General features: G+C 35.3%; 31 protein-coding genes and 1 pseudogene. 20 read left to right on the plus strand and 12 right to left on the minus strand.

Annotated elements, in window-relative coordinates:
• The first annotated feature begins 333 nt into the window (after positions 1-333).
• The 4 genes from GI584_RS01835 to GI584_RS01850 are packed head-to-tail and all read left to right on the plus strand — an operon-like array spanning position 334 to position 2,654.
• Positions 334-987, plus strand: a complete 654-nt coding sequence (locus GI584_RS01835) for a TetR/AcrR family transcriptional regulator (RefSeq protein ID WP_153790041.1) — start codon at positions 334-336, stop codon at positions 985-987.
• Positions 988-989: 2 nt separating this feature from the next.
• Positions 990-1,718 carry an ATP-binding cassette domain-containing protein gene (locus tag GI584_RS01840; RefSeq protein ID WP_153790042.1) on the plus strand — a complete coding sequence of 243 codons (729 nt, stop codon included), beginning with the start codon at positions 990-992 and terminating at the stop codon, positions 1,716-1,718.
• A complete protein-coding gene (locus GI584_RS01845; protein WP_153790043.1) occupies positions 1,715-2,425 on the plus strand; it encodes an ABC transporter permease in 711 nt (236 codons plus the stop codon). Before GI584_RS01840 ends, GI584_RS01845 begins: the two co-directional genes overlap by 4 nt.
• 1 nt (position 2,426) lies before the next feature.
• Positions 2,427-2,654, plus strand: coding sequence for a hypothetical protein (locus GI584_RS01850; RefSeq protein ID WP_153790044.1), 228 nt, complete (start codon positions 2,427-2,429; stop codon positions 2,652-2,654).
• A gap of 144 nt (positions 2,655-2,798) precedes the next feature.
• Here GI584_RS01850 and GI584_RS01855 read toward each other — a convergent pair whose 3' ends face one another.
• Entirely contained in the window at positions 2,799-3,554 is a 756-nt protein-coding gene (locus GI584_RS01855; protein ID WP_153790045.1) for an SDR family oxidoreductase, read from the minus strand.
• 308 nt (positions 3,555-3,862) lie between these two features.
• Positions 3,863-5,011 carry an oligogalacturonate lyase family protein gene (locus tag GI584_RS01860; RefSeq protein WP_153790046.1) on the minus strand — a complete coding sequence of 383 codons (1,149 nt, stop codon included), beginning with the start codon at positions 5,009-5,011 and terminating at the stop codon, positions 3,863-3,865.
• A 277-nt stretch (positions 5,012-5,288) separates the two neighbouring features.
• Here GI584_RS01860 and GI584_RS01865 point away from each other — a divergent pair, with 277 nt between their 5' ends.
• From GI584_RS01865 to GI584_RS01875, 3 genes are all read left to right on the plus strand, one after another.
• Positions 5,289-6,005: a class I SAM-dependent methyltransferase gene (locus GI584_RS01865; protein ID WP_153790047.1), complete on the plus strand. Its 717-nt coding sequence runs from the start codon at positions 5,289-5,291 to the stop codon at positions 6,003-6,005.
• Positions 6,006-6,213: 208 nt separating this feature from the next.
• Positions 6,214-7,158, plus strand: a complete 945-nt coding sequence (locus GI584_RS01870; protein WP_153790048.1) for an aminoglycoside phosphotransferase family protein — start codon at positions 6,214-6,216, stop codon at positions 7,156-7,158.
• 41 nt (positions 7,159-7,199) lie between these two features.
• Positions 7,200-7,646: a DUF3995 domain-containing protein gene (locus GI584_RS01875; protein WP_153790049.1), complete on the plus strand. Its 447-nt coding sequence runs from the start codon at positions 7,200-7,202 to the stop codon at positions 7,644-7,646.
• Between the two features lie 53 nt (positions 7,647-7,699).
• Here GI584_RS01875 and GI584_RS01880 read toward each other — a convergent pair whose 3' ends face one another.
• Together GI584_RS01880 and GI584_RS01885 are read right to left on the minus strand one after the other, a co-directional pair.
• Positions 7,700-8,257: a DEAD/DEAH box helicase family protein gene (locus GI584_RS01880; protein WP_153790050.1), complete on the minus strand. Its 558-nt coding sequence runs from the start codon at positions 8,255-8,257 to the stop codon at positions 7,700-7,702.
• A gap of 54 nt (positions 8,258-8,311) precedes the next feature.
• On the minus strand, positions 8,312-9,136 hold the full coding sequence (locus GI584_RS01885) for an NUDIX hydrolase (protein ID WP_228552322.1): 825 nt from the start codon (positions 9,134-9,136) through the stop codon (positions 8,312-8,314).
• A 160-nt stretch (positions 9,137-9,296) separates the two neighbouring features.
• On the opposite strand from GI584_RS01885, the gene GI584_RS01890 reads away from it, so the two are divergent.
• On the plus strand, positions 9,297-9,767 hold the full coding sequence (locus GI584_RS01890) for a DinB family protein (protein WP_100362294.1): 471 nt from the start codon (positions 9,297-9,299) through the stop codon (positions 9,765-9,767).
• Between the two features lie 326 nt (positions 9,768-10,093).
• The gene (locus GI584_RS01895; RefSeq protein ID WP_153790051.1) at positions 10,094-11,176 is read left to right on the plus strand and encodes a C40 family peptidase; all 1,083 of its coding nucleotides are present in this window, start codon (positions 10,094-10,096) and stop codon (positions 11,174-11,176) included.
• 123 nt (positions 11,177-11,299) lie between these two features.
• Here GI584_RS01895 and GI584_RS01900 read toward each other — a convergent pair whose 3' ends face one another.
• The 3 genes from GI584_RS01900 to GI584_RS01910 are packed head-to-tail and all read right to left on the minus strand — an operon-like array spanning position 11,300 to position 13,263.
• Positions 11,300-12,016 (minus strand): hypothetical protein, encoded by a 717-nt coding sequence (locus tag GI584_RS01900; RefSeq protein WP_153790052.1) that lies wholly within the window; start codon positions 12,014-12,016, stop codon positions 11,300-11,302.
• Position 12,017: 1 nt separating this feature from the next.
• On the minus strand, positions 12,018-12,890 hold the full coding sequence (locus tag GI584_RS01905; RefSeq protein ID WP_153790053.1) for an ATP-binding cassette domain-containing protein: 873 nt from the start codon (positions 12,888-12,890) through the stop codon (positions 12,018-12,020).
• Positions 12,880-13,263 (minus strand): GntR family transcriptional regulator, encoded by a 384-nt coding sequence (locus GI584_RS01910; protein ID WP_228552323.1) that lies wholly within the window; start codon positions 13,261-13,263, stop codon positions 12,880-12,882. Before GI584_RS01910 ends, GI584_RS01905 begins: the two co-directional genes overlap by 11 nt.
• Before the next feature lie 167 nt (positions 13,264-13,430).
• Between GI584_RS01910 and GI584_RS01915 the strand changes: the two genes are divergently transcribed.
• Positions 13,431-13,856 (plus strand): ester cyclase, encoded by a 426-nt coding sequence (locus GI584_RS01915; protein WP_153790054.1) that lies wholly within the window; start codon positions 13,431-13,433, stop codon positions 13,854-13,856.
• Positions 13,857-14,166: 310 nt separating this feature from the next.
• On the opposite strand, the gene GI584_RS01920 is transcribed toward GI584_RS01915, so the two are convergent.
• Together GI584_RS01920 and GI584_RS01925 are read right to left on the minus strand one after the other, a co-directional pair.
• Positions 14,167-14,949 carry a glucose 1-dehydrogenase gene (locus tag GI584_RS01920; protein WP_153790055.1) on the minus strand — a complete coding sequence of 261 codons (783 nt, stop codon included), beginning with the start codon at positions 14,947-14,949 and terminating at the stop codon, positions 14,167-14,169.
• Positions 14,950-15,053: 104 nt separating this feature from the next.
• Complete coding sequence (locus GI584_RS01925) at positions 15,054-15,935, minus strand: SDR family oxidoreductase (RefSeq protein WP_153790056.1); 882 nt, start codon at positions 15,933-15,935, stop codon at positions 15,054-15,056.
• A gap of 106 nt (positions 15,936-16,041) precedes the next feature.
• On the opposite strand from GI584_RS01925, the gene GI584_RS01930 reads away from it, so the two are divergent.
• Positions 16,042-17,010 (plus strand): helix-turn-helix transcriptional regulator, encoded by a 969-nt coding sequence (locus tag GI584_RS01930; RefSeq protein ID WP_153790057.1) that lies wholly within the window; start codon positions 16,042-16,044, stop codon positions 17,008-17,010.
• Between the two features lie 11 nt (positions 17,011-17,021).
• Here the strand turns inward: GI584_RS01930 and GI584_RS01935 are convergent, their stop codons facing one another.
• The 3 genes and pseudogenes from GI584_RS01935 to GI584_RS23930 form a co-directional block, all read right to left on the minus strand.
• A complete protein-coding gene (locus GI584_RS01935) occupies positions 17,022-17,615 on the minus strand; it encodes a TetR/AcrR family transcriptional regulator (RefSeq protein WP_153790058.1) in 594 nt (197 codons plus the stop codon).
• A 22-nt stretch (positions 17,616-17,637) separates the two neighbouring features.
• Entirely contained in the window at positions 17,638-18,099 is a 462-nt protein-coding gene (locus GI584_RS01940) for a hypothetical protein (protein WP_153790059.1), read from the minus strand.
• A 157-nt stretch (positions 18,100-18,256) separates the two neighbouring features.
• Positions 18,257-18,405, minus strand: a pseudogene (locus tag GI584_RS23930) (acetyltransferase); the annotation flags it as partial.
• Positions 18,406-18,650: 245 nt separating this feature from the next.
• Between GI584_RS23930 and GI584_RS01945 the strand changes: the two are divergent.
• The 9 genes from GI584_RS01945 (at position 18,651) to GI584_RS01985 (ending at position 24,682) form a co-directional block, all read left to right on the plus strand.
• Complete coding sequence (locus tag GI584_RS01945) at positions 18,651-19,112, plus strand: hypothetical protein (protein ID WP_100362284.1); 462 nt, start codon at positions 18,651-18,653, stop codon at positions 19,110-19,112.
• A gap of 119 nt (positions 19,113-19,231) precedes the next feature.
• Entirely contained in the window at positions 19,232-19,819 is a 588-nt protein-coding gene (locus tag GI584_RS01950; RefSeq protein ID WP_153790060.1) for an LOG family protein, read from the plus strand.
• A 77-nt stretch (positions 19,820-19,896) separates the two neighbouring features.
• Positions 19,897-20,772, plus strand: a complete 876-nt coding sequence (locus GI584_RS01955) for an aminoglycoside 6-adenylyltransferase (RefSeq protein ID WP_153790061.1) — start codon at positions 19,897-19,899, stop codon at positions 20,770-20,772.
• On the plus strand, positions 20,765-21,517 hold the full coding sequence (locus GI584_RS01960) for a GNAT family N-acetyltransferase (RefSeq protein ID WP_153790062.1): 753 nt from the start codon (positions 20,765-20,767) through the stop codon (positions 21,515-21,517). Before GI584_RS01955 ends, GI584_RS01960 begins: the two co-directional genes overlap by 8 nt.
• Before the next feature lie 69 nt (positions 21,518-21,586).
• A complete protein-coding gene (locus GI584_RS01965; protein ID WP_228552324.1) occupies positions 21,587-21,904 on the plus strand; it encodes a hypothetical protein in 318 nt (105 codons plus the stop codon).
• A gap of 47 nt (positions 21,905-21,951) precedes the next feature.
• Positions 21,952-22,824 carry a glycerophosphodiester phosphodiesterase family protein gene (locus GI584_RS01970; RefSeq protein WP_100362279.1) on the plus strand — a complete coding sequence of 291 codons (873 nt, stop codon included), beginning with the start codon at positions 21,952-21,954 and terminating at the stop codon, positions 22,822-22,824.
• A 247-nt stretch (positions 22,825-23,071) separates the two neighbouring features.
• Positions 23,072-23,539: a DinB family protein gene (locus GI584_RS01975; protein WP_100362278.1), complete on the plus strand. Its 468-nt coding sequence runs from the start codon at positions 23,072-23,074 to the stop codon at positions 23,537-23,539.
• A 15-nt stretch (positions 23,540-23,554) separates the two neighbouring features.
• On the plus strand, positions 23,555-24,103 hold the full coding sequence (locus GI584_RS01980; RefSeq protein WP_153790063.1) for an alpha/beta hydrolase: 549 nt from the start codon (positions 23,555-23,557) through the stop codon (positions 24,101-24,103).
• A gap of 150 nt (positions 24,104-24,253) precedes the next feature.
• The gene (locus GI584_RS01985) at positions 24,254-24,682 is read left to right on the plus strand and encodes a MarR family winged helix-turn-helix transcriptional regulator (protein ID WP_153790064.1); all 429 of its coding nucleotides are present in this window, start codon (positions 24,254-24,256) and stop codon (positions 24,680-24,682) included.
• The last annotated feature ends 27 nt before the right edge of the window (positions 24,683-24,709 follow it).

Here is a 24,709-nt window from a genome sequence, read left to right on the forward strand (position 1 = left end):
GGATTCTTTTCATTTACCTACCTCTAGAAATACAAGCATTTACTAGGAGATCTTATTGCTTTTTAAATGAGTAAAATTGTACTGTTTAACTCCTATTCAATTGTCTTGTTGATAGGAGTGTTTTTTTGTGCAAATGAAAAGCTGATAATGAAAAAGTTATGATCACGTTTAGGGGCAAGGCGACTGTCAACTATGTTTCTTTCTTAGAAACAAACATTTCAAAAGGTGAATTATTAAAGAAGAGACAATGAGAGTATATAGATAAATTTGACAAAACAGGATGAATATGAGATATTATACATACCGAGCGTTCGGTATGTATGGAGGTGCAAAATGAATAGACGAAATAATGCAGAAGAAACGAAAGAAAAGATTATTGCTGTTTCAACCAGGCTTTTCATTGAAAAAGGTTTCGAAAAAACTAGTATACAGGATATTTCTGAGGCGCTCGGAATGTCCAAGGGAGCTATCTATCATCATTTTAACTCGAAAAAAGATATTATTGACACTGTAAGAGAAAATAAAGCGAACAATGTAGAAGAAACTGTTGAACAATGGCTTAATACAATCGATGCACAGTCAGCAAAGGAAAAATTAACACTTCTATTGGAAAAGGATTTAGCAGATCAAGAAGTACATTCACTTGATAATGTTTTTAGTACGCAGATAAAAAGTCCTGATTTTATTGTGTCAATCATGAGGGATTCGGTTAATGCGAGTTCGCCTGTATTTGCAAAGATTATGAAAGAGGGAAATATGGATGGATCCATTACTACCAAATATCCCAATGAATTAGCGGAGGTTTTCTTTTTATTATTCAATATTTGGTGTGATCCGGCAATTTTTGAATGCGACGAGGATCAATTGAATCGACGATTGCAATTTTTGCATTTAATGATGAAAAAGATGGGAGCAGATATTATGAATGAAGAAATTCTTCGAAATTCTGAAAAACTCCTGCAGGAGCTATATGCAGGTGATGAATGAGCATGAATAATCAACCAGTTGTAAAAGTTGAAAATCTGACCAAAACCTTTAATAAGCAAGAAGTAATCAAACCTTGTAATATGTCTGTCAACAAAAATTCTATTTATGGTTTCTTAGGGCCAAATGGAGCGGGAAAAACAACTATTTTCAAAATGTTAATCGGATTACTCTCACCGACGACTGGCAGGATAGAAGTTCTAGGGATGAATGGTAATAAACAGAGAGAAATGTTAAGAAACATTGGCAGTATGATTGAAACGCCTGTTTTTTATGAGCATTTGCCAGCTGAAACAAATTTAGATATTCACCTATCCTATATGGGAGTTAAAGATGGAGATATTTCCTCTGCCCTTGAAGAGGTCGGATTAAATCATGTAGGCAATCAACCAGTTTCTCAATTTTCCTTTGGTATGCGTCAGCGTTTAGGGATTGCGAGGGCGATAGTACACAAACCAAAGCTGTTAGTATTAGATGAACCAATTAATGGATTAGACCCTATGGGAATCCGTGATATGAGAAATTTGTTTCCTTCTCTCGTAAATAGATATGATATGACTATTTTGTTATCTAGTCATATCTTAAATGAAATGGAGCATGTCGCGGATACGATTGGGATAATTACCAATGGCACAATAGTAGAAGAGGTAAATCTTAAGCTGATCCAAAGGGAACACCCTGAGGGATTAGAGAATTATTTCTTTAATGCTTTGCAAAAGGGGGCGAATACATGATTGATTTAATGAAATTCGAAATCAAAAGAAACAAAATTCGTACTTTTGTCCTTGCTAGTATCTTTATATCGATTGCAATGATGGGGTTTATTTATCTATTTGCATATGCTCCGCAACTTGAACCGAATGATCCTGACTTATTGCTTTTCTCTAGTTATAATAATATTGTGACGTTATACGGAGCTGTTAGCATGACCGCTTTTTGTACTCTTGCTTCTGTTATGTATTCACGTTTTATAATCGATGAATACACAGGGGACCGCTTAATATTACTTTTCTCTTATCCTCTCAATCGAAAAAAGATATTACTAGTCAAGTTTAGTGTTGTTATTATATTCATCTTTCTCTCCATAGTAATATGTAATCTCATCGTATTTTCAATATTTGGCATCACTGAATTAATTCACCCCTTGGTAGAAGAGACGATAACAATTAAATATATAGTAGATACCGGTATAACAACGGCTATTATGGCTGTTTTAGCGGCATCGATAAGTATCATAGCGACTGGAGTAGGATTCATAAAAAAATCAATACCGGCTACTATTATATCTGCTATTATTTTGTCATCTTTGTTCTGTAATATTGTTGCTGGTTCACTAGAAAATCAATCTTTAATGATTATACCGGTTGTCATTGCAGCAATTGTTGGAACAATCGTAATAATCATGCTTATGCAAAAAGTTGACCAGATGGAGGTGGAATAATGTGGAACAAGGAATAGAGAGCGGCATTGATCATGCTCTGGAAAATATAAGTACCCAACTGTATATATTAAGTGTTGTTGCAGGAGTCATTCTTTTCATTATAGGACTGTATTTAATATTTCGAAATTCAGAAAACAAGAAACAAAAAACGAAGATGATTGGACTAATAAGCCTTGGAATAGGAATTCTAGCATTTTTTAGTGGGATTTTTCAAATAATCATTCAGTGAACTCCAAATGTAAAAGAGGTGTTTTAGGATCCCGTGAAATTACTGATTTATTTAGTTGTTTAAGGAGTGAAAAATGCCAAGATACTACAAATAAGGCTATACCAATGAATATTTTGCAACTTTTCATCGGTATAGCCTCTTTAATTAACCTCTAATAAATCCGCCTTCAGAATTGATAATTTGCCCCGTTATCCATTCAGCCTCTTCACTTGCTAGAAATCTGATGACACGTGCCACATCTTCTGGTGTACCGATTCGTCCCCTTGGAAACTTAGGTAAAAGTGAATTTCTTATTTCATCCGTCATCCAAGTTGAATCAGTTGGCCCTGGGTTTACGGCGTTAACCGTGATTCCTAATGGGGCAAGTTCTTGTGACAATGATCTGGTAAAGCTTGAAATGGCCCCTTTAGTTGCTATATACGCCAACTCTCCAGTCATAGGGCCAAGATCTTGCCCAGAGGTCATATTTATTATTCTCCCTGTACTTAAGTTTGATTTTTCAAAAAGACGAGCAAATTGGACACAAAGGAGAAAGGTTGATCTCATATTAACTACATAATGATCGTCAAGTGTTTTGGCATCTAACTGTAAATAGCCATCTCTTGTCGAATGGGCTGCATTGTTAACCAATATCGATGGTAAACTAAGCTTATCAGTAACCGTATCGATTAATTCAAAGGCAGCATTTGCATAAGATAGATCTATTTTCAAGTTTTCGCAACGAACTCCCATTTTCCTGATCTCTTGTTGAAACTTTTCTATCCAATCAGCATTTGACTTCCAATGCGTAAAGAAAATATCAATACCTTCTGAAGCTAGCTTTCGACAAATAGCTGTCCCTACATCCTTACCGCTACTGGCTCCTGTAATTAGTGCAACTTTATTTTGAAACTGACTCACTTTATTTACCCCCGTTTTTTAGGGATACTCGCTAAGGGGTAATAGAGATGTAACAGTCTCATATAACAAAAACAGAACCACGTAGGATCTGCTTAGTCAATGGATATTTATACCTCCACACCGCGCATCCCTGTAATGAATAGCATTCAAACAAATAGACATACTTATCCCTTAAACATTCTGGATAAGAAGCTATTTATTTTGATGAATTATTCATTACAGAATTGGACACATGTAGAAGAATTCCCCTTTCGATACATCTCTATCTTTATCTTACTTAATTTGTTGGTAAAAAACAATTAGAAATCTTAATTCTTTGTGTGAAAATCCGGTAAACTCTCAAAATTCTCCGGCAAATCAACTAAATACAAATTTCCGTAGCCATTTTTATCACTTGTAAACAATAATTTCGTGCCATCCGGGCTAAATCGAGGGTGGGCATGTACTTTTTGCACATGGAAACTGCAACGATGTTCACATAATATTTTTGGGTTAGAAAACGTACCATCAACCTGTTCCCAGACAATTAACTTATCAAGCGGGGCTCTTCCATCTATTACAACCTTTGAAAAACCATGAGAATGTGCATGCCAATTGCGGAATGTAAACTCTACCTCTTCCATATTCTTATTGTCGTAGCGGATCTTCCCGAAAAAAGCTGTTCCATCCGCTCGAAAACCATGATATCCAATATTTTCTCCATCTGGATACCAGTACTCGTGTCCAACCATCTCATAAGACTCTTTTCTCTCGCGAATTTTCCATGTTTCACTGGTATTCAAATCAAGTCCCCATATACGATGGTCGACAAGCTGCCATGGTCCTTCATGACAGAATGTGATCAGGTTTTTATGTTTAGGTGACGTGTTGATGTGGGTGATAAAGTTATGCTCCTCGAATACTATGGTTGACTGACCATCTTCAATGGCTATTTTAAGAATTTGAGAGTATGGTTTTGCCTCCATTAATTCACGGTGCCCCACGTAGCCATTCTTTAAATCTATTGCGAATTTTTCTTTACAATCCTCATGTAAGCATGTAATAATATATTTGCCATCCGCAGTACAGTTAATATTGCCTCCAACAAGCGATTTATCTCCTTCAAAGATCACTCTTTCTTTCAATGTTATTAAATCAATTTCGATAATTTGGTATTCTTTTCTGAAGTAAGCGATTTGTTCATTCGGATGTAAGCAAGCGGATAAACTCCCATATGTCGTATCATGATCAGTCAATTGTACAATTTCTCCGGTGGAAACATTCATACTAAATAGATTGGTTTTATTCTCCCTATCTGAACAAAACAGTATCTTATTGCCATTATCATACCAACCGTTTTCTGTAAAATATAAATGATGACTGTGTCCCGTATAATCTGTTAGTTGAGTAATGGTCAATCCTGAAAATCGATCTTTGTATGTTTTTCGTTCTGCCGGCCATACTGTACTTTTGGACATAGAATTCCAACCCTTTCTTTATTAGAAAATTTGCTACCATAGATTCCCTACCTAAATGTAATCGTATTCATTTGATTGTTCAAAAAGAAGTATTTGTCATAACTTCATTGTAAGCTATCCTTTTGTTTTACTCAAAGTATATAATAAATAAATGATGAGTTTCTGATTATACCTTCCTTCACAGGTCACTCCAATTATTGGTATTATGTAAGAAAGTAACAGTGTTTTATCGTATTATAAGGGGTGGAATTCTTTTATCTGTAATGGAGGGAGTAAATTGAACAGAATAGAATTAATTCGCAATGAAGAAAAGAAGTACCATGACTATTGCTATGATAATTATAAATTATTTGAAAAGGGCTTCTGGTTATATAAACCTGTTAAGACAGTAATGGAGTCAATAGCATCACTTGAAGGTAAAGGACATCTTAATGTTTTGGATTTAGGTGCAGGTGTAGGAAGAAATAGTATTCCAATTGCTGAAAAAATCAAAGGCAAAGGTGGGAAAGTTGTCTGTGTTGATTTACTAGATTCGGCAATAGAGAAATTAATAGAATACAGTAAGAAATTTGATGTGGAAGATATTATTGAAATAGAAAAAGCTGATATAGGCAAGTATTCCATAAAAGAAGATGAATATGATTTGATTGTTGCGGTATCAAGCTTAGAGCATGTTAGTGCTGAGAATATCCTAGATAGCGTTCTTAATCAGATGGCTCAAGGCACTAAAAAAGGTGGTATAAATTGCATTATCATCAATTCCGAGGTAGAAGAGATTGAAATTGAATCCAATAAGCAACTTGATGCATTTATGGAGATCAATCTTACAACAGACCAAATGATCGATAAGTTAAAAAACAATTATAAGGGGTGGGAGGTCGTCAAACAGTTAGTAAGACCATTGGAATATCAGATTGTACGTAATGAGAACCCCGTTTTATTAAAATCGAAAGCAATCACATTTGTGGTACAGAAAAATAGTAAGGAATTTTAACATTTTAAATTTTGAGGTGTATACATGAATAGCAAAGATTATGAAATTGAGAGTGTAATCAAGACTTATTGCCATCTGCTGCTAAAATGATATTTGAACATGCGAAACTTCCTGGGATAAGTGTAGAATCTATTCAAAATAGGTTAGCAAAAAGTTATTCTCAAAGATTGTATTAATCAAGACTTATAGCCAGTAATGGGAGGACGTTATGGATAGGATAAAACAGGTTTTGAAGTATTATTACAACATAGAGGTAACAAATATACAGTCACAACAGGGTGGTTGGGCATCACTGGCCTATAAAGTATCCAATGAGAAACATAGCTATTTCCTAAAGGTATACGAAAAAAGCCGAGCATCTACACCGAAATTGACAGAACGTATAGACGCATATGTTCCGATAATAAATTGGCTTTATCGTAACAGTGATCTGAAAGAGAGTATTTCCGTACTGTTATTAACTACAGAAGGAAATTATAAATGTGAAGATGACGAGGGGGTTTACTTGCTATATGACTTTATAGAAGGAACGACAATAGGAGATCGGGTGTTAACAGAGAAGCAGATTCAACAACTATCTGAAATTATTGCCCACCTTCATTTATATGGCGAGGAAATCTCAGTAAAAACAGAATCTATTAAAGAAGACTTTTCTGTCCCGTTTTTAGAATTTTTTAAAGAGATTTTAAATAGTAATAATGAACATATGGCAATTGATATCCGAGAGATAGTGAGTTGTTATAAGACTCAAATAAATAGACTCGTTCGTATAGTAGAAAAACTGGCAGAATCTTTGCAACTTAGTGATCTCAGAATGGCTCTATGTCACACTGATCTTCATTATTGGAATCTGATGGAATCTCAGGACAAATTAATCATAATAGACTGGGAAGGATTAAAACTAGCACCAGTCGAAGCAGATTTAATGTTTTTGATGGATAAGCCATACTTTAATACTTTTTTAAAAATCTATCAGGATACACATGAAAATTTTGAGCTCAATCATGAAGCTTTACATTTTTATCAGGGAAGAAGAAAGCTGGAAGACATAGGAGAATTCCTTGAGCAACTTATATTTGATTCGTTATCTGAACAGGAAAGAATGAATACTATAGATTATTTGGATGAAGAGTTAAGGTCCATAAGCCTATGAATTAACTTACTATTTGCTAAAACGGAGAGGAGTACCTTCCATTGAAAAGGAATTATTGGTCCATAGTTATGGGGATGGTCTGGACAGTTCTTTTTGCTGGTATGAGCTTTTATTGGGCAATGGGTGGCTTACTTGGTGTTAGATCACTAGGAGGTTCCATATATGAGATGTCGTTAAACCCTGAGCCTTCGTTTATTGTTATAATATGGCTAACCGGTGTATTTAAACTATTTGGTTTTGTTTTATTGCTGATGGTTCTAATTAAATGGCATAATATCACAATAACTAAAATCCTGTACTACTTAACCAAAATAGCTGGAGTAGCCTTATTTCTCTATGGCTTACTAAATTTTATCACGATTACATTAAGCGCGTTTGATGTTCTAGATTTCGACTTGGATTCATATGCAACTTTCTGGAGGTTAGTTTTTTGGGAACCTTTTTGGATGCTTGGAGGAATTTTTTACTTTTTTTCAGTTAGAAAATGATAAGGTTCCCTTCCACTAAGCAGGTTGTTCAAGGTAATGCTATTGACGCCTTTCTATAATTTAAACTTCTTCTTTATCATACTTGCGACTTCTTCCGCGCTTAGTTCAGTATTATTGATTCTTATATAGTTTTTCCGGGTGATTTCTCCGGGATCAGAATTCAACCGATAGGCGTCTAAGGAACTTAGTAGCTCTTCTTCAGATTGTTTAATATTTCTTTTCGTTGGCTTCTGTTCAAGTCTGTTAGGGGTTTTGTTACGAATTACCCTCTGATCCAGATCAGCTTCTAATTCAACGAAGTATATTTCAGCATCTTCAGATTCAAATATCTTGCAGATGTTTTCTACAAATTTCCAATCTTCATCGTCATTAAATGCCCATACATAGGTGAAAATCATTCCATAGTTATCGCTTTTCGCAAAGGAGTTCATCATTTCCCCACGAAACAAGGTGGATAATCTCCACGTCTCTGATTCGAATCCGAAAAAAGGTTCTAGCAAATCAATTGTCATATGGTTATGTAGTAGTTTTAAGTCAGTTATTTTGGATAACTCCTGTCCAACTGTCATTTTCCCAACTGCTTGTGGTCCGAAAATTAAGACAAATTTCATTTTTTCCTCCTCGATAAGCTCTAATTATATCCAAGTGATGGATCATTCTAATTATTATATATAATCAGCAATCCGTTTCACAACTTGTTGTAAATATGCTTTTCGATGCGGAACAATATCCTCTAAACTTATGTTCCTATTAACGATGGTTCTTTCCCCGAGTTCCCTCATTTCAAAACCATTTACTCTGATTTCCTTTTTCTTATCAAAGCACAAATCATAAAAATCTTGAAACGTTGACTTAACAATCCCGGAAACCTCTTCTTGTTGTAAGTTAAACTCATCGGATTCCTTTAAGCGGTATAGAAATACATGTGCCCATTCTCTGTCCAAAAAGCTTTTTGTTTCAATAGGGTCTTCGATAACGCCTAATGATATTAACTCATTGAAATGAACATCGATCCCTAGTTCTTCTTCTACTTCTCTAACACCATCTGCAACAGTTTCCGTTGACAATAAATGACCAGCAGCAGTTATGTCCAAAAGGTTAGGGAAATCTTTTTTGTCATTGCTGCGTTTTTGCAAATAAATATAATCCATGTCATCATTCTGATCAACGAACCAGCACTGGAATGTTTGATGCCAATATCCGATCTTATGAACTTCATCTCTGTCAGCTACACCTATTTCAGTTTGATTCTCATCATATATTTTCAATTCTTCACTCATATGTCTATCTCCCATACTATTACTCATTTTGTCTTTGATTTTTCTCGCTATTACTGCTATCCCACAACCGCGTAAATAATTCATAAAAAAACAACAAAAAAAAACCACGTGACCAAAGTTATCTAATAACTGCATCCCATTAACTGTCACACTATCGATAATAATAAACGTTGGTAACATTAATACAAACATAAGAATGGGTCTATACATGAAAAAACTCGCGTCATTCAGTATATATGTTAGTATAGCATAAAACAGACTAATGGTTACCATTAAATGGTTATTTATCTCTGTTTGTCGATGGAGGATCTATTGTTTAATTAAATACGTAAAATTAGGCGAAAAATAATAAACATAGGAGTGGAAAAAAATGAACACAAAGGAACTTATCTTGAACCAATTTGAAGCGTGCTATAACAGGGACACTTGGTTTGTATCTTTGAAGACTGCACTAGATGGGGTTAGTGCTGAACAAGCTTCCTATAAAAGTGAAAGTTCTACACATTCCATAATGGAGATTGCACATCACTTATACTTTTATAATTTGTTAGAATTAAATCGATTCAAAGATATAGCTGATAATGTAAGTGTCAAAGACAATAAGACAACATTTACTGATGCTCGAGAAATGAGTTGGGAGTTACTGGTGAACAAATTATTTACAACAATGAAAGATTGGATATATGAAATGAAACGATGTGACGAAGAATATATAAAAAGGTATTCAGAAAGTCTTACTTACATAAACTTACACAATGCATATCACATTGGGCAAATTTTGCAAATTCGAAAAAATCAGGGAATATGGAATGAAAATAAGGGGATTAACTACACTATATAAATGACTATAGTCCTGAATATTATGGTAGAGTTGTTGCTGAAATCTGCCACATTTTTTTGGAATCAGCGTGAGTCTTTTTGCTTATTTCTAGTTTCCTCCTAATTTTCGGTAAAGTTTAACAATTTTTTTAATAATTTCTCTATTTATCTATCAATTTTTTCTAATAAAAGATATAATATCCTCAAGTAGATTTAAAATAAAGTCATGTGGGTTAGTATAAAAGTCATGCTATAATTTCTCGATTAAATTATTTTATGTTAATTTTAATCGAACTTTATTTTAAATCAACACCAATAAAACATTAAGAAAATAGGAGGATATGGAAATTGGCAAATAAAAAAGTGGTAATGTCGGTTACTTTAGGGGCAGCAATCGCAGCTGCAATGGTAGGTGCAGATGAAGCAGAAGCGGCAACATATAAAGTCAAGAGCGGAGACTCTTTATGGAAGATTGCACAAAAATATGACACAAGTGTTCAGTCATTAATCGACATCAATAAGCTCACTTCAGATGTCATTTATCCGAATCAAGCTCTACAAACTAATAAAAACGCTACAAGTAGTAATACAAAAAATAAAAACAATGAGAGTAGCCAAACGGAAAAAACAAGTTCTACTAAAAAATATACCGTGAAAAGTGGAGACACTTTAAGCGCGATTGCATCCAAACATGATATATCACTTAGTGATCTAATGAAATGGAATGATTTAGATACTACATTAATATATCCTGGAAATGTTTTTGTCGTTTCGAAACCTAATAATACGAGTAGCAGTTCAAAGACAGATAACACTTCCGCTTCCAATTCTAAGCCAAAAGAACAGAGTGTTGGTTCTTCTACTGTGTACGTTGTAAAATCTGGTGACACACTCTCCCACATTGGGGCAAAGCATAAAGTGACAGTTGCTAATTTGAAGAAGTGGAATAACCTAAGCTCAGATAGAATCAATATTGGTCAAAAAATAAACATTGGGGAAGTAAAAAATACGGGATCTTCCTCGAATGATAACAGTTCCAGTAACACGTCAACCGTTGATGTAGGTTATAATGTTGACAAGCTTATTGAAGTAGCGACAAGTTTGGAAGGCACTGGTTATGCATGGGCTGGAACAACACCAAGTGGCTTTGATTGTAGTGGATACATATATTATGTTTACAAAGAAGCTGGTATGGATATTCGTCGCCTTTCCAGTTCTGGATACTATGATCGTTCTTATTATGTAAATAACCCTAAAGTAGGAGACCTAGTATTCTTTGAAGGGACCTATAAATCTGGTATCTCTCATATGGGGATCTATTTAGGAGATAACAAGTTTATCCATGCAGGCTCTTCTGCTGGAGTTACTATTACCAGTTTAGATAATTCCTATTGGAAGAAGCACTTCTCTAGCTTTAAACGATTCTATTAAGCTATAAGCAAGAGCTCTTGTTTAGTGAATCATGTTACCGATTGAAAAATTGAATAGTGATAAACGGTAAAAATGCAGGAATGTCACCCATTATTCTGGGGTCAGTCCTGCATTTTTTAAAATTTATTTTGGTTGGATGGTAACCCGCTTGGTTAAGCTTCGAATTAGTAATAAGCCTGTAGCAACCAGAATGATAGTGCAAATCAATGATACAACAATGGATAAATTAGGGCTAGGGATCGTGAGTAGATTTATTAATGGATAGGTTATATCGCCTTCCCACAATAAATCAATAAAAGAGACAGATAGTAAAGCGATCAGGATGAAAGCGACACAACCCCAGCCTCCATAACGTTGATACCCAGCGATAATCAACCATCCGGCCAGATAAAAACCAAAAATAATTAGGCTAAAGACGAGCATAGGTATCATCCATGTAGATGTCATATCTAAGAACCCAATATTAGCATTGTCAGGTAAATATCCTTTCAATGGTTCGATTATATACAGAATACCATTTATAATACTTGCGATGAACATGATGGAAAAAGCTAATCCTTCAGCTGCAATAGCTGATCCACTGAAATAGTCTTTACGAGTAATACCGTTTTGTACATAATGGGCAAAAAAAGCTAAAGAAGAGATTATCCCGATTACCAGCATATAAATTTTAGTGGATGTATACATTGTAGACAAAAAGTTAAGTTCCATTTTCACGCTAAATAAGGGGATGATAAGGAATAAAACTAAGACGACTAGCATATACCAGAATGTCCATTTCATTTGGATAAGAAACAAATCTTTTGTCACTTTAAACATCGTATTATTTGGTGTATTCATGTTATTCGCCCTCCTTAGTTAGATGAATAAACAAATCTTGCAATGAAACCGGGCCGATTTCGAGGCCAAGCCTTTCCGCTTCAACCATATCAGCATCACTTAAATTTCCATATAACATAACAGATTTTGTATTACCAAGTGATTGTGTACTTAATCTATTTCTGTTGTTAACAAATGAATCGACCTTTTCTGCTTGCCCTATAACAGATACACCATGACTGATAATTTCCTCAAATGATTCATCGATAATGAGCTTTCCGCGGTCAAGTATCAGGACATGATCAAATAAATAATCCATCTCAGATACGAGATGAGTAGATAAAATCATAATGCGTGGATGTCGTTGTTGCTCCTCAAGTACTTCCTGGTAAAACATTTCACGAGTTGGCGCATCCATTGATACATATGCTTCATCAAATATAGTAACTGGATTACGGTGCGCCAGACCTAATGTAACATTTAGAGCTGATTGCATCCCACTAGATAAGCTGTTAATTGCTTTATCTAGTGGCAGTTTAAAGCGTGCTGCCAATTTTTTTGCATATTCGATATCAAAATTTGGCCGGTATTGCTGCGCAAAGGAGAAATAACTTGTAATCGTATCATACTCATCTTTATAATCAACCTCTAGAATAAAGCTGACATATGGCATGATATGCTTATTTTCGAATGGGTTTTCTTCCGCTACCTTAATTTGACCAGAAGAAGGCTCCATTAAGGATGCTAATAATGAAAGTAATGTTGTTTTTCCTGCTCCGTTTCTCCCGATTAAACCGTATGTTTGGCCAGGTTCTAATGTAAAAGTAATGTCTTTTAACACTTCAAATTTTTTAAATGCCATGGAGACATTTTGAACAGACACATTAAAATTCATGTGATCCACTTCCTTTCCCTTTTTGAATTAAATTCATAATATACTGCTCTGACAAACCCAGTTTTTTCGCTTCCTGTAACATAGGCATAATATAATCGTCGACAAATTTATGTTGTCGTTTTTCGATTAACTTCTCTTTCGCTCCTGGTGCTACAAACATTCCGACACCTCTTTTCTTATAAATGATTCCTTCATCCATTAATAAATTAGTGCCTTTGGAAATGGTAATATGATTAACTTTATAAAATTGCACCATTTTGGTTGTTGAAGGAATTTGCTCATTTTCCATTAATTGCTCATTGACGATCTGATCTTCTATTTTCTCTTTGATTTGCATAAATATTGGTTTCTTATCGTGAAAATACTGATTCAATAGCTCTCACCACCCATTTAGTTTAATGGTTATATAGTTATGTATATAAGTATATAACCATGTTAAAGTAAATGTCAATAGTTAGTAGACCATTTATTTTTCTTCTGTTATTGTTAATTAAAGAAGGGAATGCGAGTTGTTATTATTTGTGAAAGGAGTGTGCTTTTGTGACATTTCAAGATGAAAAGCAAATTTATAAATTATGGGTGAAGGCTTGGAATGAAGATGTTTCGATACTTGAAGAGATAACAGATCCAGATTGTGTAGTGCACCAAGCAAGAATGGATGGAAAGTCTTCGGAAGATCAAAAAGGAGCAGAAGCATTAAAGAGAATTATTAATGAAGGCTGCGCCTACTTCGATGATGTCAAAATGACGGTAGAAGTAGAACCAATTGTGGAGGAGCATTATGTATCGGCCCGTTGGCAGTTTAGTGGTACCTTTAATGGCGGAATGCCAGGAGCCACGGCAAAAAAGGGGACAAAGGTAAGATTCAATGGTATCGATATTATGCTCATAACGGAAGGGAAAATCAAAGACTACTGGGTATCTTCAGACGTTGTTGACTTGATGGCACAGTTGGGAATGTTTTAGATGATTACGCGAGTGAACCAAAAAAGGTGCCTTTTTTATTGCTTCGAAAATTATAAATTATTGTGTTGCGGATAACATTTAAGAACAGGAATTGCCACGTCCAGCTCTGAACGCCAGAAACTAGGCCACTTCCCGAGACTTCCTACAATAAAGAAGACTTGCCAACTGGTGATAACCAGTGGCTTAGTCGTCCCTTATGCCCTTGGAAAAGGAATGATCGATTAAAAGCGGCACTATACGTGGCAAAATCAATCCAGCTGTGTTGCATGGGCGCAGTCGCTCTGCGCTTTTGTTTTTCATGGTAAGGGAACTAATATTTATACGATTGTCCACCATCAATAGGGATAACCGCACCATTGATAAAATCTGCCTGATTGGATAAAAGGAATGCAACGAGGTAAGCCACTTCTTCCGGTTTACCGAATCGTTTCATCGGATTGACACTAACAAACTCTTTTCCAGCTTCTTCCCAATCATCTCCAGCCATTTGTTTTAATGATTCTTCCACCATGTTGGTCATAATTGCACCAGGGGCGATAGCCTTAATGCTTATGCCAAACTGACCATATTCAACAGCAGCGTTTCTGGTTAGACCAACTACACCGTGTTTACTTGCAGCATAGCCAGATTGATTACCGACACCTCTTATTCCACCGACTGATGCTGTATTAACAATGGATCCGTGTCCTTGTTCTTTCATTACTTTTAAAGCATGTTTCATACCATAGAACACACCATTTAAGTTAACATCCAATACGCGCTGGAATTCATCAATCTCATAGTCTTCCGTTAAGTTTTGTTTTCCTTCAATACCGGCATTATTGAAAAAACTATCCATTCTGCCAAAAGTATCAAGCGTAAATTGAATATAACGGGAAACATCTTCTTCCTTGGCAACATTAACTTCTGCAAGTTCTACTTTTGTTTGAGGAGCTATCTTTTTGATTTCATCTTTACTTTCTTCAAGCCCTTCTTTGTTTACGTCAACGAGTACTAGTTTGCCACCTTCTTTTGCTACTTCTAAAGCTGTAGCTCGGCCGAGTCCAGCACCTCCACCTGTGATGACAACCACTTTGTCTTTAAAACGATTCACTAGCAATCCACTCCTTCATCTGGCTTATGAATTAGTTCAATTTAATTTTCAACGATATTATTTCCTTTCTTTGAAGAAAAAAACATAATAAAAACAATTAGTGTTTATTCTTTTGTTTTGCCGTTAAATGTCTTATTAAAATAGTCTCCCCAATCAGGCTGTGCTCCGTCCATGTCTGTAAAATCATATTCTTTAGCCAATTCCCAAGAGCTTAATATTTGTCCTGTTTTTTGAAAAATGTCCCTATCAGATGATAACGCAGCGATACCTTTTGCGATATAGTAAGGCGTTTCTGATGCAATAAAATGAGGTTCAATTTTAGCACCTTCTTTCCAATTTTCTTCCGTAACACCAAAGTGATCAAGCATAGCCTCTGATCGAAGAAAACCTGGTGTGACAGCAACAGACGTAATATGATGTTTCTTTAAATCATGAGCCATTGCTTCAGCAAGGTGAATAGCGGATATTTTTGCGAGACTGTAATATAGATTCCCTCTATAGTCATAATCGACTCCATCTGTGATTTCCACAACTAAACCTGTTTTGTGTTTCAACATTAAGGGGACTGCATAGTGGCTTGTAATGATATGGGAATGAACAGCCTGTGTTTGCATTTTTAATCCGTTGTGTAGGCTGTGTTCCCAGAACGGCTGATCCCAATTAGTTAACGGGTCTCCACCCCAAACGTCATTGACAAGAATATCAAGCTTACCTTGTTCCATTTCAATCCTTTTAAAAAGTGCTTTAACTTCTTGCTCCAAAGTATGATCCACTTTAACAGCTATTCCTGTTCCACCTTGTTCGTTAATGATTTCTGCTGTTTCCTCAATCGTTTCCGATCGTTTTAATGGAGAAGGATTTCCTCTAACACTTCTACCTGTTACATATACGGTTGCACCTGCTTTACCAAGCATGACAGCAATGGCACGTCCAGCTCCACGTGTAGCTCCGGCTACTACAGCAATTTTTCCTCTTAAAGATTTCATATTGTTTCATCTCCTTTCTTTACATTGAACTAAAGTATATACTATAAATACGACACCTTATGTCATGATTAAAAATATTTAGTATTCTGAGTAAAGGATGAATGGAATGCGAGCAGATCGATTGATTAATATCATGGTTTTCTTACAGAACAGAGGTAAAATGACTACGAAGGAATTGGCTGATGAATTAGAGGTCTCAGACAGAACCATTCTTAGAGATATGGATGCACTAAGTACAGTAGGAATACCCGTTGTTGCAGAGAGAGGAAAATGGGGAGGTTGGCGCTTATTAGATAACTTTCGAAGTGAATTGAGTACATTAACATTAGAGGATATGAAAGCTTTATTTGTGTTTCCCTCCAAAGAGTTATTACAAGATTTGGGATTATCCGATTCGATAGATCCAAGACACAGACTGCTTGCATCTCTCCCAGTTAATCATCAAGCTGATGCTCAAGCAATGTGGGATAGAATTCATATTGATGTCAGCACGTGGAGGCAATCTAAAGAAAAAGTGGCTGCCTTTGAAACCATTCAACAAGCTATTTGGGAGGATAGAAAGCTGAAGATTTACTATGAGAAAGCTGATGGAAACAAAGTAGATAGATTGATTGAACCGTTAGGCTTAGTTGCAAAAGGTAACAGATGGTACCTTGTTGCCTCAAAAAATGGAGAATTACGTAATTATCGAGCATCAAGGATTCATTCCGCAAAATTGCAAATGGAAAAATTTGAACGTCCAGCTCATTTTCATTTAGCATCGTATTGGGAGCAATCAAAAGACAATTTTATCCGGAATTTGCCTGCATATGATGTCGAGGTAGAGATTGCCCCATCCATTATAAAGCGAATCACTTTTACAGGTAAATTTGTTCAAGTGATCAAGAAGGAAAGCGCAAATGAACAAGGTTGGCTTCCCGCGATTTTGCGTTTCAATGATAAGCAGGAAGCTATAGAGTATATGTTAGGATTTGGAGATCAAATGAAAATAGTTTCACCTGAGCATCTTATAGATGAAGTGGTGTCGCTGGCTAAGAGAGCTATTACTTTCTATCAAAGGGACTCTTCTTCTTGAGAAACCTGCCATTATTTGACCATCTTTGTCACCATTGTTACTAATTCATTCTTATATGTCTCCAAGTTAAAGTTCTCTTGATTCATAAGCATACTTTCGGCAATAGCTCCCTGAATTATTATCGAGACATTTTTAGTATTAAAAGTACTGAATTCCTTTGTTTCCTGACCATGTTGTAATATTTCTTGTAATAGTTGATATAAGGGGTCTTCTTCATCATTCGATACTTTATAGTAAGGGATATTGTCTGGTGTACGGGCATTAAAAATAATTTCAATTAATGCTACATTGTGAACATGATGAGTACCCTGATAAGCCAAAGATGCATCTATAAAGGTAAGGAGCTGATCATAGGCAGATTTGCGCTCAGTAACTTTTTCTTTAATAAAGCCATATTGATTTGTTAACAAATAGACAAGAGTATGGTTTAATACATCTTCTTTATCAGAGAAATGATAGGAGATCAATCCTGTACTAACTTTTGCTTTTTTTGCTATTTTGGCCAAGCTGATATTGATATAGCCAATTTCGTCCAAGGTTTCAATGGTTGCTTTAATGATTTGTTCTCTTCTTGCTTGTGTAATAAAAGACGGTTGCTTTCCCATTCTCATTCCTCCAGCATATATACTACTTTTTTGGTTTCTTTAGTTGGTCGATTATCCACATAACTCCAATGATAAAAAGCACGCTTAATATGATTATATCGAATTTACTTGGATAGTTCTCGATAAATATTCTAATTGGCTCGGGTACACTTCCTTGAAAAACGGATTGAATAACGATTCGGGCCACTTTTAAAATAAGTAAGAAAAGCTGCAACATTAAAAGTACGGGCAGTAAAGTTAATCCCCCAACGAACCATTTCCAAGCTTCCCCTTGATTAAAGGCGTAAATAATAGCAGAAAATAGTAATATGACACCTATTATAGAAAATATAATGATTCGAAGCCAATGTACAAATTCTAAATCTCCTTGGGTGTATCGGAAGAAAACATACGAAAAAGCTAATAACGACAAGACGATACTTACAAAGGGAAGCATGCGCTGAAGCCAAACAGGAAGACTTTTATACACTTCTACATTATCCATATAACCACTCCTTATATTGATTAACCAATATTTATTTTGATCAGTCAATCAAATTTTATCACTAAAGCAAATATTTTACAAGGTGGAGAATCGGAGGAACAGGGGAAACATCCCTGTCCATGCCCTCTTAGCTATCAACTACTATAGCTGTATTTGTTTAATAATTTGCCGGATTATCACCTGCGACAACATTATCCGGTACTTTCTTAGTGACTACCGCTCCGAATGTAATCACGGCATTTCAATGGTCACACCGGGATTAACAATCGCACCACCACCAAACCATACATTTCTGCAAATAACGATATGTAGCTGTTTCTATTGTATTTAATTTTGCCTTTTTTCACAGAAATTAGTTTGTGTTAAGATCGAAGTAGAGTCGCTAAGACACGCATAACCTGAAAAAGACATACAAATGTAATATTAATTTAATATAGATAAATGAAACCTTACTTATAGTGAAATCGTCTCCTTTAATATAGAAAAAATGAACATAGGGACAAGAAAATGTCTTGTTTGTATAAACCATTCATGGAAGGAGCAACTCAACATTGAAGAAGGTATCTTTTATACTAGTAATTCTTTTGGGCCTGTTATGTGCCTGTTCTACTGAGGAAAAAACGGTACAAATAGAGAATAAAGATTTTGCCAATACATTATTTGTGCAAAAGGTGGAAAATAATTTCACTTCAGATAAACTAGCGATGCTGATAGAAGACCCGGAAAAGATAAAGAATGCGTTATCTATGGTGGAAGGACTGGAAGCAGAAGAAATTGACAATGATGAACGAATTGGCATACTTGAGAATCATGATAATTACTATATGTTTGGCTTTTTTGAAGGTGAGAGTACAAATATTCAAAAAGAAGATTATGGGTTTCAGATATTGGAGGATGGAAAGATTTTGTTCAACTATGATCAACTAGACAACTCTGACTATCCGCTTGTCACTGTAGATACACATAAAGATATTTTAGAAGATATGAAAGAAATGCTTGAAATTACTTTCTGATTTCAAGCGAAATGTTGTAATTGCTCTTTCTGTAATGGGAATAAGTTGGAATATAAATTAATATAGTAACATAGAAGACATATTCTGAAATAAATCATTAATTTAGTGAGGTAATAGTTATGAAAAGGTTGGCAGTTTATTGTGGATCTAGTACAGGTACTGATGCTATTTATGTAAAAGAGGCAAAAAAGCTAGGTCAACTATTGGTGAGAAATGGTATTGACCTTGTATACGGCGGTTCTAATGTTGGCTGTATGGGTGCTGTCGCAGATGGCGTTTTAGAAAATGGTGGTAATGTAATTGGTGTCCTTCCAGAAAAATTAAAAAATGTAGAGATTGCCCATGAAAGACTGACTGAACTACATGTAGTGCAAACCATGCATGAACGTAAAGCGATGATGGCAGATTATGCGGACGGATTTATTGCATTACCTGGGGGAACAGGGACGTTAGAAGAATGGTTTGAAGTATTCACTTGGGCTCAAATCGGTTACCATAAGAAACCATGTGCACTACTTAACATTAATAATTACTATGATCCAATTATGACGCTTTTTGATCATATGATAGAGCAAGGTTTTGTGAAACCGGAATATAAAGAACTAATCTTAATAGAAAATGATGCAAAAAAATTAATTGATCGATTGTTAAAATATGAAGGTGTGTACATACATAAATGGGGAAATCAATCAACAGATAAAAACTGATATATTATACCGCTAACTACTATTTTCCCTATTAAAAACAGTAATGATAGAGTTGAAAAAAAGGGAGGTAGGTAAGTGTGGCTCATTTGACGTATGATAAAATAATGGAAAGATTTCTGTCATTTGTAGAAAAAGAGCAAAATATTCGAGCGGTAATAATAGTTGGTTCGAGAGCAAGGCAGGATAAACCAGCGGACCAATATTCGGATTTGGATCTCGTTATATTTGCAGAAAACCCCAATTTGTTACTTGATCATAAGGAATGGTTAGCACAGATAGGAAAGTCGTATATTACTTTTCTTGAAAATACAGCAGTTGGTGGAGGGATGGAACGAAGGGTTTTATTTGAAGGTGGACTTGACGTCGACTTTGCCTCTTTCCCTATATCAGCAATTTCAGAAATGGAATCTCAAGATCAAGTGTTAAGTGTTCTTTCAAAAGGGGTGGAAGTACTAATAGATAAGGATAATAGCATACCTTCCCTTAAGAAGCATATAAAAACAGACTTTAGCAAAAACGAAATACCGGAAGATATAGAAAATACGATGCAGGATTTTTGGTATCATGCCGTTCTAGCCGCTAAGAAACTTTGCAGAGGGGAGTTATTAGAAGGAAAATCGATATGTGATAGTTATATGAAGAATCTACTTATCTCGTTCATTAGAACACACGCAAAATTAAAGAACGGAATAGAGTTTAACACTTGGCATGGGTTTCGTTTTTTTGAAGAATGGGCTGATCCAGCAGTTGTGAGGAAGTTTAAGAAAATATATGCACATTACGAAGAAGAAGATGTTTGGAAAGCACTGATACATACTATGAAATTATTTAACGAAGTCACCATAGAAGTTTGTAAGTTGAAGAATCTTCCCTATCCTGATGAAAATATTCGATACGCAACTCATTTAGTAGAATCATATTACCTTCAAGGGAGACAAGAGAAGAATGAGTAATAACGTAGATATTCAGAAATTGGAAGAGCTATCCATGAATGCCTTCCCTTCGTTGCAAACACAGCTTTTGGATGGTTGGATACTACGCTTTTCCAATGGATATGCAAAAAGAGCAAACTCTATTAATCCTCTCTATGATTCTCAAGCGGATATCAAACAGAAGATAGAAACATGTGAAAATATGTACCAAAGAAAAGGACTAAAAGTGATTTACAAACTTACAACACAAGTTTTTCCTGATAAGTTAGACAAGATTCTTGAACAAAGAGGGTATAATCTTACAGGGGTGACAAGCGTACAATTGTTATCACTTGAGGAGAGAGAAACATTCTTATCGAATAAGGCTCTTATCTATAATCAATTAGATGAAACATGGTTTACTAATTTTTGTGAGTTAAATCATATAGATGATATTGACCAGCAGACGCTTAAACAGATGTTAAGAAATATAAATGCAGATGTGTGTTATGTTTGTTTGATTAATAACAAGAGTGAAATTCTTGCTTGTGGAATGGGCGTGTTAGAAGAGGAATGGATTGGATTATATGATATCGTAACGAGTGAAAAGCATAGAAACAAAGGATATGGAATAGAACTTGTTTTTTCGATTCTAAATTGGGGAAAGAAGCATGGGGCCAAAAAAGCTTATCTCCAGGTGATGTTAAATAATACATCAGCTATAGGTCTATATGCAAAGTTGGGTTTTTCAGAAGTGTATAAATATTGGTACAGAATTAAAAAGTGAATAAACTAAAAGAGCTTATAGTATGATGAACATATATAAGTTCTTTAAATATTTGAGGTGAGGCTATTGTTGACCATCATCGCATATTCGTCATTGATTGTAGCACTTGTATCCATTGTTTTAGCTGTTAGCGGAAAGCGTCATTATTACTGGATATCTGCAATTGGTATTTATATTTTTAGTTTCTTGGCAGGTTTTTCTATAGGACAACTGACAGTAGGGTTAACATTTATACCACTTGTGTTGGCTATTGGCTATACTTTCGATTGGATTAAAAATAAAGTGCAAATTTTAATTGTTCTCAGTTTAGGTGGCCTCATTGGATTTGTTATGGTGTTCTTTGTGGACAATAAATGGGTGTTTTTCCCGTTCTGGATCTTTAGTTAAGAAATCGAACGAACAATCATTTTTAAGTTCATAGTGAAGGTGATGTTGTGAAGACAGTTTTGAAATGGAGCTTCATCGTTCTTTTTATTGTTGTAGTGGTAATTGGAGCGACATATATATGGAAGCATGAGGAAAAATCAGACTCTCCTGCCTCCCTACTATCTTCTGAGCGAATTTTGAATATAGCACATCGCGGAGCATCCGGTTATGCTCCAGAACATACGTTAATCGCATATGAGTCAGCTCAAAAAATGAATGCAGATTATTTAGAGATTGACCTACATATGACAGCTGATGAGGAGTTGGTAGCGATACATGATGAGGATGTTTCCCGTACGACAAGTGGAAGTGGTTTAGTCCAAGACATGTCTCTTGCAGAGCTGAAAAGTTTGGATGCCGGTTCTTGGTTTAATATAGCTTATCCAAAAAAAGCAGACCAATACTTTGTTGGAATAGAAGTACCCACATTAGCAGAGATTCTCGACTCGTTCGGTTTACATAGCAATTATTATATCGAGATAAAAGACCCGGATTCGATTATGACAGACAAATTTCTTTCTATTTTAGAGGACTATCATTTGATCGAAGAAAATAAAGTCATCATCCAATCCTTTAGTGAAGAGACCTTGAAACAAATTCATGCACAATATGAGTCCATTCCACTTATACAACTGTTGTATAAAGATGAAACAAAGTCTGCTAATTACAATCAGATTCGGCAATATGCCACAGGTGTGGGTGTTCCTTATCAAGAGTTAGATGAAGACCTCATTCAAAAGATTCATGAGAAAGATTTGCATGTTCACACTTATACAGTCAATGAAGAAGAAGAAATGAAACAATTGGTAAGGTGGGGAGTTGACGGTATTTTTACAGATTATCCGGATCGGTTAGCAGAAATACTTTTGAACGAGATTTGATTAGAAAAAATATTGCTATATGATGGTTCCCCGTATACATAGTGAAATGTGTACGGGTTTTTTGTAAAAAACAGTTCATTTATAGAATACAGTGAGTCTTCTATCAGTGGGGGTGTTACGGATGATTAGCAACGTGATAAATAGAAAAGAATCGTAGCAATTAATAAGAAATATCTTGTGTTGGGGTTTGATATACTCTTTTTAAGCGTGATCGAATAGCTGAACCAAGGTAATAGGAGGGAAGCGTATGATAAAACAATATAAGCTGACGAGAGGTTTATTTATCGACTCAATATCATTTATCCCTAGGGATTTGATCGGCCAGCAACCACCTGGATTTCGTAATACGATTCATTGGCAGGTTGGTCATGTATTAGTCATTGCAGAAGAGGTTGCTAATTTCCCGAATCGAAGAAGGAGTAACTTGCCAGAAAATTATAATGAGTTGTTTGGAAGAGGTACGAAACCTAGTGATTGGTCAACAAATGTACCAGACATTGACCAATTAATACTAGATTTACAAGATCAACTAGTTCGCATTCGGAATATGTCAACGGAACAGGTTAAAGAACGGTTAACAGAACCATTTGATGGTATCGACAGTTTTGAAGAGTTTGCTAGTCTTGCATTATTCCATGAGGCCATGCATTTAGGGCAGGTTTTTGCAATGCAGAGAGTTTTAGAGGCAAGCCAATCAAACTATCATGATTTATAAGGGAGTAGATGTAAAATGAAAAAGCAAATCCTTTTTGTTCATAGTGCAGGGGCACAAGGTCTTCATCAAGGAAGCCGTGATTTAATCGAATATCTACTAGATCAACTTGGTGATACGTATCATTTAATATCTCCAATGATGCCTAAACCGGAAAATCCTGAATATGCCAGATGGAAAAACGAATTAACAAATATATTCTCTCACTTGGAGGGTGAAATAATTCTTATTGGACATTCTTTGGGCGGATCGGTTCTATTAAAATATCTTTCGGAAATGGAAGTAAAACCTGCCATTTCCAGTTTGTTTCTGATTGCATCACCATACTGGGGAAAAGATGATGACTGGCAGGCCGAGGAGTTTACCCTAACAGAGAATTTCACATCAAACCTTCCTTATATTCCTAACATATATTTGTATCACAGCAAGGACGATAAAGTAGTGCCGGTTACGCACATCCATCACTACGCGAACGAATTTCCACAAGCTATTACTAGAGTGTTAGAAAGAGAAGGCCATTACTTTTCCGATGGAATACCAGACCTCATAACTGATATAAAGGAATAGACATGCCGGAGCATGTTTCTGTTCCTTAAATGAAGAACGGATTCAGAACAGGATAAAAAGGTTCATATAATTAGGTGGTTAACTATTTGGCATCTAACTATTTGGTGTTACAATAAAATGGATTAATTTCCTAAAAAGTGGTGAACATATATGCAGCATCCATTAAATAATCCGAATTCAGAAGTACAGCTTTTCCTTACTCTTCATCAAAAAACAAATAAACTAACAAAAGTATTAGATTCAAAAATCAAAGTATTTCATTTGAATTTAGGTAGGTTGTGTTTATTGCATATGTTAGAAAAGAAAAATTACGAAGCTTTGCCTTCGGAATTAGGGGATGATCTTGCTGTAACCAGAGCAAATATTAGTGGACTATTAAGCGCATTAGAAAAATTAAACTATATTGAAAGAACATTTGATATGAATGATCGCAGAAGAATTAAAGTAATGATGACTGATGCTGGAAAAGATATCTTATCGAAAGCATGGCCAATTTATGAAGAAGTAGTCACAGATTTATTTAGTGAATTAAGCAAAGATGAAAAGACTAAGTTGTTATCATTATTGGCTTGTATTTAACTGTCCCTATTTATATAATAGGGTTCA

The sequence above is a fragment of the Gracilibacillus salitolerans genome (assembly GCF_009650095.1).
GTDB classification, from domain to species: Bacteria; Bacillota; Bacilli; order Bacillales; family Amphibacillaceae; genus Gracilibacillus; species Gracilibacillus salitolerans.

What these genes read in the sequence shown, in the direction of transcription:
- GI584_RS01835 (WP_153790041.1), top strand. Translation starts at nt 334, where the DNA reads ATGAATAGACGAAATAATGCAGAAGAAACGAAAGAAAAGATTATTGCT.
- GI584_RS01840 (WP_153790042.1), top strand. Translation starts at nt 990, where the DNA reads ATGAATAATCAACCAGTTGTAAAAGTTGAAAATCTGACCAAAACCTTT.
- GI584_RS01845 (WP_153790043.1), top strand. Translation starts at nt 1,715, where the DNA reads ATGATTGATTTAATGAAATTCGAAATCAAAAGAAACAAAATTCGTACT.
- GI584_RS01860 (WP_153790046.1), bottom strand. Translation starts at nt 5,011, where the DNA reads ATGTCCAAAAGTACAGTATGGCCGGCAGAACGAAAAACATACAAAGAT.
- GI584_RS01870 (WP_153790048.1), top strand. Translation starts at nt 6,214, where the DNA reads ATGGATAGGATAAAACAGGTTTTGAAGTATTATTACAACATAGAGGTA.
- GI584_RS01880 (WP_153790050.1), bottom strand. Translation starts at nt 8,257, where the DNA reads ATGAAATTTGTCTTAATTTTCGGACCACAAGCAGTTGGGAAAATGACA.
- GI584_RS01885 (WP_228552322.1), bottom strand. Translation starts at nt 9,136, where the DNA reads ATGTATAGACCCATTCTTATGTTTGTATTAATGTTACCAACGTTTATT.
- GI584_RS01890 (WP_100362294.1), top strand. Translation starts at nt 9,297, where the DNA reads ATGAACACAAAGGAACTTATCTTGAACCAATTTGAAGCGTGCTATAAC.
- GI584_RS01900 (WP_153790052.1), bottom strand. Translation starts at nt 12,016, where the DNA reads ATGAATACACCAAATAATACGATGTTTAAAGTGACAAAAGATTTGTTT.
- GI584_RS01905 (WP_153790053.1), bottom strand. Translation starts at nt 12,890, where the DNA reads ATGAATTTTAATGTGTCTGTTCAAAATGTCTCCATGGCATTTAAAAAA.
- GI584_RS01925 (WP_153790056.1), bottom strand. Translation starts at nt 15,935, where the DNA reads ATGAAATCTTTAAGAGGAAAAATTGCTGTAGTAGCCGGAGCTACACGT.
- GI584_RS01930 (WP_153790057.1), top strand. Translation starts at nt 16,042, where the DNA reads ATGCGAGCAGATCGATTGATTAATATCATGGTTTTCTTACAGAACAGA.
- GI584_RS01935 (WP_153790058.1), bottom strand. Translation starts at nt 17,615, where the DNA reads ATGGGAAAGCAACCGTCTTTTATTACACAAGCAAGAAGAGAACAAATC.
- GI584_RS01940 (WP_153790059.1), bottom strand. Translation starts at nt 18,099, where the DNA reads ATGGATAATGTAGAAGTGTATAAAAGTCTTCCTGTTTGGCTTCAGCGC.
- GI584_RS01950 (WP_153790060.1), top strand. Translation starts at nt 19,232, where the DNA reads ATGAAAAGGTTGGCAGTTTATTGTGGATCTAGTACAGGTACTGATGCT.
- GI584_RS01960 (WP_153790062.1), top strand. Translation starts at nt 20,765, where the DNA reads ATGAGTAATAACGTAGATATTCAGAAATTGGAAGAGCTATCCATGAAT.
- GI584_RS01975 (WP_100362278.1), top strand. Translation starts at nt 23,072, where the DNA reads ATGATAAAACAATATAAGCTGACGAGAGGTTTATTTATCGACTCAATA.
- GI584_RS01980 (WP_153790063.1), top strand. Translation starts at nt 23,555, where the DNA reads ATGAAAAAGCAAATCCTTTTTGTTCATAGTGCAGGGGCACAAGGTCTT.
- GI584_RS01985 (WP_153790064.1), top strand. Translation starts at nt 24,254, where the DNA reads ATGCAGCATCCATTAAATAATCCGAATTCAGAAGTACAGCTTTTCCTT.